Origin of the sequence: Pseudomonas sp., from assembly GCF_049645325.1 — a bacterium.
Classification (GTDB): Bacteria; Pseudomonadota; Gammaproteobacteria; order Pseudomonadales; family Pseudomonadaceae; genus Aquipseudomonas.
In genome coordinates, this window is the sequence record NZ_JBARTQ010000217.1 from 1 (window position 1) to 8737 (window position 8737).

Below are 8737 nucleotides of genomic sequence, written 5' to 3' on the forward strand. Positions count from 1 at the left end.
CGCTCCCACATTTTGATCTGCGGTGTGTCAGTCACCCGCAATTTTTAAATAACGCCTGCGATTTTCTCATTTGCCCCCTCCCCGCCTGCGTGGCCTGATTCGCCCTTGTTCACTCAAGGCCCACTCATGCAAAGCGCTCACGCAAAACCCACCACCGCCGTTTGGCTGATGATCAGCGTTGTACTGGTCGCCCTTAACCTGCGCCCATCGATGGCGGCCATCGGCCCGTTGTTGTCATCGATTCGTGGCGAGGTGCCGTTGAGTTTCAGCAGCGCCGCGCTGCTGACCATGTTGCCGGTCATGGCCATGGGCCTGGCGATGTTCTTTGGCATGGGCGTGGCCAAGCGCGTTGGTGAACACCGCAGCATTGTGCTGTCGCTGGTGGTGATTGGGGCGGCGACGCTGTCGCGGCTGTTTCTGGATTCAGCGCTGGAGTTGATCGTCAGCGCCATCGCTGCCGGCGTGGGGATCGCAATGATCCAGGCCTTGATGCCGGCGCTGATCAAATCGCGCTTCAACGCTGACGTTTCGCTGTTCATGGGCCTGTACGTCACGGCCATCATGGGCGGCGCGGCACTGGCGGCCTCGTTTGCGCCCTTCGTGCAAGTGCAGACCGGCAGCTGGCGCATCGGCCTGGCGATCTGGGCGTTGCTCGCGGTGTTGGCCCTGGTGTTCTGGTACGCCCAGCGTGCGCAATTGCCGCCGTTGCCTCAAGCCGGCGCCGATGCGCAGGCCTCCTTTTTCGGCAATGGCCGCGCCTGGTTGCTGGCGGTTTTTTTCGGCCTTGGCACCGCGTCCTACACCTGCGTGCTCGCGTGGCTGGCGCCGTACTACGTGGAGCAAGGCTGGAGCGAACAGAACGCCGGTTTGCTGCTGGGTTTCTTGACCGCGATGGAGGTGGTGTCCGGCCTGATCACCCCGGCGATCGCCAACCGCCGCCAGGATAAACGTGGCGTGGTCGCGGTGCTGCTGGTGCTGATCATCCTCGGGTTCTGCGGCTTGATCCTGAGCCCGCAACACCTGAGCCTGCTGTGGCCGTGCCTGCTGGGCCTGGGCATTGGCGGCCTGTTCCCGATGAGCCTGATCCTGTCCCTAGACCACCTGGACAACCCGCGCCGAGCCGGGAGCCTGACCGCATTCGTGCAAGGCATCGGCTACCTGATTGCTGGCCTGTCGCCACTTATCGCCGGAATGATTCGCGACCAGTTGGGCAGCTTCGAATGGGCCTGGTGGTCACTGACGGCAGTGGTGGTGGTAATGCTGTTGATCGTCACACGCTTCAATCCAACGCATTACGCACGACATATCCGTTAACGTCGTGTTGCCATCATTTTTTGTCCCACACCAAACATAGAAACGCCCTACAGAGCTTTCTAATGGCACGAGCGTTCCGTTAAGCTTTTGCGCAGTCTTGTACCGAGTTCGGTACAAAGGGTTTACGGACGCAATGGATGCTAAACAGTAATTCGCTCAGAAAGCTCGATATGCAGGACTTGATGGTATTTATCGCCGTCTATGACCAGCGCAGCGTTACCGAGGTGTCTGAAACGCTGTTCGTCAGCCAGTCCACCGTGAGTTACAGCCTGAAAAAGCTGCGCACCAGTTTTGAGGACGAGCTGTTTATCAACACGCGGGCGGGCATGCGACCGACGTACAAGGCCACCAGCATGTATGGCCATGTGCAGAAGATTTTGGAGAGCATCAACCTGTGTCACGCCGGCGGCCAGGCGTTTGACCCGACGCAGAAGGCCGTAACCTTCAACGTGTGCGCGCCGGAATACTTCGAACAGTTGATCCTGCCGCGCTTGTTGAAGCACTTCGACCGCGCCGACCTGCCGGTGATCGTCAACGTGCACAAGCTGGAAACCGAGATTCCCGCCGACGATCTGCGCGAAGGCCGCCTCGACCTGGTGATTTGCTTCGGCCCGCACTTTCACCGCGCCCATAAAGACTTCAAGACCCAAATGCTGCTGGAAGACGATTTGGTGTGTGTGTTCGACAAACGCTCGGCGCCCAGGGAGCCCGCGTTCAGCCTGCAGTCCTTTGTCGAGCGGCGCCACGTGTTCCCCACGCCGTGGACTTCCGACACCAACATGATCGACGGCTGGCTCGCGCGCCAGGCCCACAAGCGCCAGGTGATCGCCCGGGCCAACAGCTACAGCGCGGCCTTGAAGATGATCACCGGCACCGACTTTGTCGTCACCCTGCCCCGCCGCGTGCAAAAGCTGCTGGCGCCCGCGCCTGCATTCGGCCATTGCGAGGCGCCGAATGGGTTGCCGGGGTTCACGCTGGACATGCAGTGGAACGAAACCAGTGAACAGGACAGCGCCAATACCTGGTTTCGTGAGCAAGTGGTGAAGGTGTGTGCCGGTCAGGGGCTGCTGTAAGCCTCAGCCGATGGCGACTTTGCTGTAGGACTCGCGATCCATGTCGACCAACTGGACACTGAGTTGAACCTGCACATCCGCCGGCCACTCACCCAGATCCTGCAACGCCGCCAACAGGCTTTGCGACAGCTGCTGCTTGACCTGTGGCGACCGCCCGCTGAGCAGCGACAGTTTCACCGCAATAAAGCCGCGTGGGCTGAGGGACGTGCCTACCTGGAAACTCTCGACCTTTACGGCGCGGCTTTTGATATCGAGCTCGGCACCGAACTGCCCGGACGCCATCAGCACGTTGTTGAGCCGCAACAGGGTTTTCTCTACGGCCAGGTTTGGCAGGTTGGCGGTGTATTCCAGGTGCAGGTGCGGCATGAAAAGCTCCGAATTGTTGTAGGAAAAGAGGCATACATATAGCACGTGGCCGAACGGGTTCGGATCGCTTTCACTGTGAAACTTCGGTCAGCTCTTCATCGGCCGGTTGCCCAGGCAGGGCTACCTCAAGGTTTCGGCACCAGCACCGGCAGCAGGTCGCGCTCACTCATGAAGGCTTCCAGCCGCGAACGCACCCAGCGTTCCGCCGGGTCTGTGTCGACGTGGCTGAGCCAGACCATGGACAAGTCCAGGGTCGGCGTTTCAAACGGAAACGGCTCGCAGAACAGGTGCCCGCCCGCGGCCATGGCCTGGGCGGTGTAGTCCGGCAGGCTGGCGATCATGTCAGTCCCGGCGAGCAACGCCGGCAGCGCGCTGTACTGCGGCACCGACAGCACCACATGACGCTTGCGGCCAATCTCCGCCAGCCATTCATCGGCAAACCCGGAGACGTTGGCGGTGTGGGATACCAGCACATGAGGCCGTGCGCAGTATTCGTCGAGGGTCAAAGGTCTGTCCGAGACATCCGCGCGCAACAAACAGGGGCGAATATGCCGCAACAATTTGCGCTTGGCGTTGGCCGGCAGGCCGCGTGTCTGGGTAATGCCGACAGTGATATCGCCGGACGCCAGCAGGTCCGGAATACGCCAGTAATCCACATGCTGCACCACGAACACCACCAGCGGCGCTTCCTGGCGCAAGGCCCGCAGCAACGGTGGCAGCAGGCCGAACTCAACGTCATCGGACAGGCCGATGCGGAAGGTCATGGTGCTGATGGACGGGTCGAAATCGTGGGTCAGGCTCAAGGCCGAGGACAGTGAGTCCAGGGCCGGCGACAGGTGCTGGATGATCTCTTCGGCGCGCGCGGTGGGCTCCATGCGGTGGCCAACGCGAATGAACAGCGGGTCGTTGAACAACGTGCGCAAGCGGTTGAGGGCCGAACTGATGGTGGGCTGGCCGAGAAACAGCTTTTCCGCCACCCGTGTCACATTGCGCTCCAGCATCAGTGCTTCGAAGACCACCATCAGGTTGATGTCGGCCTTGCGTAGTTCATTACGATTCATCGGCGCCTGCCCCTTTCCCCAAGACAAGCCGCAGTTTAGAAAGCCCGCGGGGCTGCGTCTATGTGCGCACTGTTCATCTGTAGGCTTTGGGACTATAAATCAGCTCTTAAAGGTCAAAGGATCACCCTCGTGCTGGTCATTCTCGCCTCGGCCCTTCTTGTGGCCGGGTTCTGTCTCTGGATTATCCGGTTCATCGCCAACCCGACCGCCCGTACATTGCTGCGGGTATTTGTCGGTTTGTGCCTGGCGGCGGTGGCCGCCTATCTGGTATTGGCGGCGGGGTTTCCTATTTCTGTGCTGAGTTCTTGATGAGTGCTGTCTTGGTTACGTGTTTCAGGCCTGAATAAAGATCCAATGTGGGAGCAGGCTCCCACAGTTTGAACATCATTAATTACCTGGCAATTCACGGTTTGAGCGGGCGCTCCTGGTCACGCTCGGACAGCTCGGTGCCGTCGTCCGGATGCTTCCAGGTCTGAGGTTTTTCTTCTTCCCGCTGCCGGGGCTGCTCGTGCTCTGGCTCATCCTGCCGCGTCGGTTCGTTAGCCATTTGCCACCTCCCATCCGTAAGAATTGGTCACACCTGAAGCATAGAACAGGGTGAGGATTTTGATCACCCTGAGCGATTGATAACCTATGCGCATCAATCTATCCAAATTACTCACTTATCATTTCTAAATGTGTCAGCCACTATCCGCGGTCTTAAGCGAAACAAGCACTTTAAAAAGAACGCTGGAGACACAAAACCATGACTAGCCTTTCCCGGCCCGACTCTGCCCGCTCGAAAGTTGGCGCGGTATTCCGCGTTACTTCTGGCAACTTCCTCGAACAGTTCGACTTCTTTCTGTTCGGTTTCTACGCCACCTACATCGCCGCCGCGTTCTTCCCCGCCGCCAATGAGTTTGCGTCATTAATGATGACCTTCGCCGTTTTCGGTGCGGGCTTCCTGATGCGTCCCTTGGGCGCAATCATTCTGGGTGCCTATATCGATGACGTGGGTCGTCGCAAAGGCTTGATCGTGACCCTGTCGATCATGGCCAGCGGCACGCTGCTGATCGTGCTGGTGCCGGGTTATCAGACCATTGGCCTGTGGGCACCCTTGCTGGTACTGCTGGGCCGCTTGCTGCAAGGCTTCTCTGCCGGTGCTGAGCTGGGCGGCGTGTCGGTTTACCTCTCCGAAATGGCCACGCCAGGCCGCAAAGGCTTCTACACCAGCTGGCAGTCGGGCAGCCAACAAATCTCCATCGTGGTCGCCGCCGCGTTGGGCTACGGCCTGAACGTCTGGATGGAACCGGCGGTGGTTGCCGATTGGGGCTGGCGCATTCCGTTCGCCATCGGTTGCGTGATCATCCCGTTCATCTTCATTTTGCGTCGCAACCTGCAGGAAACCGAAGAGTTCGCCAACCGCAAGCACCGCCCAACCATGCGCGAAGTGCTGGCCACCCTGGTGAAAAACTGGACCGTTGTGATCGGCGGCATGCTGATGGTGGCAATGACCACCACCGCGTTCTACCTGATCACCGTGTACGCGCCGACCTTCGGCAAGACCGTGCTGAAACTGACCACCTCCGACGCCCTGCTGGTAACGCTGCTGGTGGCCGTGTCGAACTTCGTCTGGCTGCCGATCGGCGGCACCTTGAGCGACCGTTTTGGCCGCAAGCCGGTGCTGGTGATCATGACCGCCCTGACGGTGATTACCGCCTACCCGGCGTTGTCGTTCGTGGTCAACGCGCCGAGCTTCGCGCACATGCTCGAAACGCTGCTGTGGTTCTCGTTCCTGTACGGCATGTACAACGGCGCAATGATCCCGGCCCTGACCGAAATCATGCCGGTGGAAGTGCGCGTGGCAGGGTTCTCGCTGGCCTATAGCCTGGCGACGGCGATCTTCGGTGGTTTCACCCCGGCGATTTCCACCTGGTTCATTCACATCACCGAAGACAAGGCTTCGCCGGCCTACTGGATGATGTTTGCCGCGCTGTGCGCCCTGTGCTCGACCCTCGCGTTGTATCGCCGCGCCAACCCTCGTGGGCAGGTGATGCAGGAGGCGGCGTGATGCAGCCGTGGTTCAAAACCCTGACGGCCCTGGCCCTCGGCGCCCTGGCGCTGACGGCCCAGGCCGAAGAGCTCAAGGTGATGACCTCCGGTGGTTTTACCGCTGCGTATAAATTGCTGGGGCCGCAGTACACCCAGCAAAGCGGCGACACGCTGGACACCATTCTCGGCCCGTCGATGGGCAAGGCGCCGGAAGCGATTCCCAACCGCCTGGCCCGTGGCGAACACGCTGATGTGGTGATCATGGTCGGCTACGCTCTGGATGACTTGATCAAGCAGGGCAAAGTCGACAAGGCCTCCCGCGTAGAGCTGGCGGATTCGCGCATCGGCCTGGTCGTGAAGGAAGGCGCAGCCAAACCTGCGATCGGCACTGATGCCGAGCTTAAGGCGGTGTTGAGCAAGGCCAAGTCCGTGGCGTATTCGGACAGCGCCAGCGGTGTGTATGTCGAGAAGGAGCTGTTCAAGAAGCTCGGCATGCCGGCCAAGGGCACGATGATCGAACGCATCCCGGTGGCCGAACAGGTCGCCAAGGGTGATTACGAGGTGGGTTTGCAACAGGTTGCCGAGCTGCTGCCGGTGCCGGGTGTGACGTACGTCGGCAAGATCCCGGAAGACGTGCAATCGGTGACGCGCTTTGCGGCGGGCATTCCGGTTAACGCCGAACACCCGGCCCAGGCCAAGGCGTTGCTGCAGTTTCTGGCCTCGCCCGGGGCGCAACCGGTGGTGCAATCCACCGGGCTGGACTCGGTGTCACACTGACCGAAACGGCATCTCGCGCACCAATCGCTCCAACTCCAGCGCCGCTGGCGGCAGTGTCCGCCCGCGGCGTTTTATCAAGCCCACGTTGCGCATCACCTGCGGTTCCACCAGCGGCACACTCACCAGGATCGGGTGCGTGCCCGCCGGCATCGCAATCGACGGCACCATCGCCACGCCCAGCCCCGCCTCCACCAGCCCGATCATCGTGGTCACGTGGTGCGTCTCGCAGATGCTTGGCTTTTTCACCCGCACGCCACGCAACGCCTGGTCCAGCAGGAAGCGGTTGCCCGAGGTTTTGTCGACGGTGATGTAGTCGTGCTCATACGCCTCGGCCCAGCTCACGCTCTCGCGCTCGGCCAACGGGTGATCACGACGGCAGGCCAGCACGTAGCGCTCTTGCAGCAGCAGCTCGAACTCCACTTCATCGGCCAGGCTGCCGCTGAAACTCACGCCGAAATCCGCCTCGCCACTTTCCACCGCATTGCACACCTCACCGGCACTGGCATCCAGCACCCGCAGGCGAATCTTCGGGTACAGCTTGTGGAATTCAGAGATCACGTGGGGCATGAAGTAGTACGCGGTGGACGGCACGCAGGCGATGGTGACATTGCCCATGCGCGTTGAGGCGACGTTGCTGATGCCCATCAAGGCCACATCGAGGTCGTCGAGCATGCGCTCGACCTGAGGCAGAAACGCGCGCCCGACCATGGTCAGGCTGACCCGTCGCGTGGTGCGCTCGAACAGCTTCACATCAAGGGCCGATTCAAGCTTTTCGATACGGCGGCTCAAGGCCGGCTGCGAAATACGGATGGCCTCGGCGGCCCCGCGAAAACTGCCCTTGTCTACCACGGCGCGAAAGGCCTGGAGGTCGTTGAGGTCGAAGTTGATGATCACGGAAGTGGGCCAGTGTGGTCGATTTGGGGGGCATTATCGTACGGGCGAGGATGAGGCGCCATGCGTGTTGCAATCACTTGTCCAGCAAACGCCCACGAAAAGGCACTGAAAAAACGTGAGCAACACGGTAACCTTTTCGCCTCACGCATGGGCGCAGTTGGACGCCCTTGAAGACTGCATCCGCGTAGCGGATCCCCACACTGCGAACGCCTTGCCCTGTTCCCCTTGCGCGGCCGCCGCCGCGACGACCTGCTCCCTCGCATTTACAGCGAATTCCAAGACTGAAACGGTATCGACCCTGGGCGTATGTTTCGCCGGGCAAGACGACCGACAGCACCCTCAACACACAAGGACGATAAAAATGAATGACTCTGGATCACTGAAACACGTTCTGCGATGGGGGTTAAGCCTGGTCGGCTTGTTGGGTACCGCAACCCTGGGCTTTTTCGCCTGGCAAAGCTTCTATCCCGTCAGCGCCGCTAACGGCTGGAGCGTGCAAACCGTGCACCGTGACGTGCCCAAAGCCGCTTCGCTGATGCCGTTGCCCGACGGTTCGCTGATGGTCAGCCAGGAACTCAGCGACGCCAAAGGCAGCATCGTGCGCATACATCTCGACGGGCAACGCGACGTGGTGGTGGGCAACTTGTCCAAACCCGATGGCATGTTCGCAACCCACGGCGGCTGGGTGTTCAGCCAGGAAACCGGCGACGCGCCCGTCAGCTTTCTCAAGGACGGTGTGGTCACCGAGTTGTTCCGCGGCGAAAACGTACAAGGCCTGTGGGTCGAAGGCGACGACCTCTATGCCATCGAAGACCGCAAGGAAAATGGACGGATCTTGCGTTATCGCTGGAGCGACCAGTCCCTGACCGTACTGCGCGACCAACTGCACGAAGGCGAGTCCATCACGCGCTGTGGCGATGGACGAATGCTCTACACGGAGAAGAAAAAAGGTGTGGTGCGTGAGCTGACGGACGACGGCAGCGATCCGGTGGTACTGGCGGGGCTGAACAAGCCGACGTTTCTGATGTGTGATGAGCGCGGGCTGTGGATCAACGAAGACTCGACGCACCGGGCCAGGTTGTTGCTGATTGATAAACAGGGGCGGCAACAGACGATTCTGTCGTTCTTGAAGGCGCCACAATCAATTGTGCGGATGGGCGACGGTACTTATTTGCTGGCCGAAGGCGGTCGTGACCGAGTGCTGAAACTGGAGGGCAAGCC

10 protein-coding genes are annotated in these 8737 nt (G+C 60.5%); 6 read left to right on the forward strand and 4 right to left on the reverse strand.

Annotated features, from left to right (window positions below; genetic code table 11):
• The first annotated feature begins 126 nt into the window (after nt 1–126).
• Both WBB95_RS09445 and WBB95_RS09450 read left to right on the forward strand, forming a co-directional pair.
• A complete protein-coding gene (locus WBB95_RS09445) occupies nt 127–1314 on the forward strand; it encodes a cyanate transporter (RefSeq protein ID WP_424487342.1) in 1188 nt (395 codons plus the stop codon).
• 137 nt (nt 1315–1451) lie between these two features.
• Nucleotides 1452–2387: a LysR family transcriptional regulator gene (locus tag WBB95_RS09450; protein ID WP_424487343.1), complete on the forward strand. Its 936-nt coding sequence runs from the start codon at nt 1452–1454 to the stop codon at nt 2385–2387.
• Between the two features lie 3 nt (nt 2388–2390).
• On the opposite strand, the gene WBB95_RS09455 is transcribed toward WBB95_RS09450, so the two are convergent.
• Both WBB95_RS09455 and WBB95_RS09460 read right to left on the reverse strand, forming a co-directional pair.
• On the reverse strand, nt 2391–2753 hold the full coding sequence (locus WBB95_RS09455; RefSeq protein WP_424487344.1) for a 5-carboxymethyl-2-hydroxymuconate Delta-isomerase: 363 nt from the start codon (nt 2751–2753) through the stop codon (nt 2391–2393).
• A 125-nt stretch (nt 2754–2878) separates the two neighbouring features.
• Nucleotides 2879–3814, reverse strand: coding sequence for a LysR substrate-binding domain-containing protein (locus WBB95_RS09460; RefSeq protein WP_424487345.1), 936 nt, complete (start codon nt 3812–3814; stop codon nt 2879–2881).
• A gap of 129 nt (nt 3815–3943) precedes the next feature.
• Here WBB95_RS09460 and WBB95_RS09465 point away from each other — a divergent pair, with 129 nt between their 5' ends.
• Nucleotides 3944–4123 (forward strand): hypothetical protein, encoded by a 180-nt coding sequence (locus WBB95_RS09465; RefSeq protein WP_424487346.1) that lies wholly within the window; start codon nt 3944–3946, stop codon nt 4121–4123.
• Nucleotides 4124–4217: 94 nt separating this feature from the next.
• Here WBB95_RS09465 and WBB95_RS09470 read toward each other — a convergent pair whose 3' ends face one another.
• Nucleotides 4218–4361 carry a hypothetical protein gene (locus tag WBB95_RS09470; RefSeq protein ID WP_424487347.1) on the reverse strand — a complete coding sequence of 48 codons (144 nt, stop codon included), beginning with the start codon at nt 4359–4361 and terminating at the stop codon, nt 4218–4220.
• Between the two features lie 198 nt (nt 4362–4559).
• On the opposite strand from WBB95_RS09470, the gene WBB95_RS09475 reads away from it, so the two are divergent.
• Together WBB95_RS09475 and WBB95_RS09480 are read left to right on the forward strand one after the other, a co-directional pair.
• Nucleotides 4560–5864 (forward strand): MFS transporter, encoded by a 1305-nt coding sequence (locus WBB95_RS09475; RefSeq protein ID WP_424487348.1) that lies wholly within the window; start codon nt 4560–4562, stop codon nt 5862–5864.
• Complete coding sequence (locus tag WBB95_RS09480; RefSeq protein ID WP_424487349.1) at nt 5864–6622, forward strand: substrate-binding domain-containing protein; 759 nt, start codon at nt 5864–5866, stop codon at nt 6620–6622. The genes WBB95_RS09475 and WBB95_RS09480 overlap by 1 nt, the downstream gene beginning before the upstream one ends.
• Here the strand turns inward: WBB95_RS09480 and WBB95_RS09485 are convergent.
• Nucleotides 6614–7516: a LysR family transcriptional regulator gene (locus WBB95_RS09485; RefSeq protein WP_424487350.1), complete on the reverse strand. Its 903-nt coding sequence runs from the start codon at nt 7514–7516 to the stop codon at nt 6614–6616. The two genes, WBB95_RS09480 and WBB95_RS09485, sit on opposite strands and share 9 nt — an antisense overlap.
• 361 nt (nt 7517–7877) lie before the next feature.
• Between WBB95_RS09485 and WBB95_RS09490 the strand changes: the two genes are divergently transcribed.
• Nucleotides 7878–8737, forward strand: an 860-nt coding sequence (locus tag WBB95_RS09490; RefSeq protein WP_424487351.1) for a hypothetical protein, incomplete at its 3' end; no start/stop codon positions are given.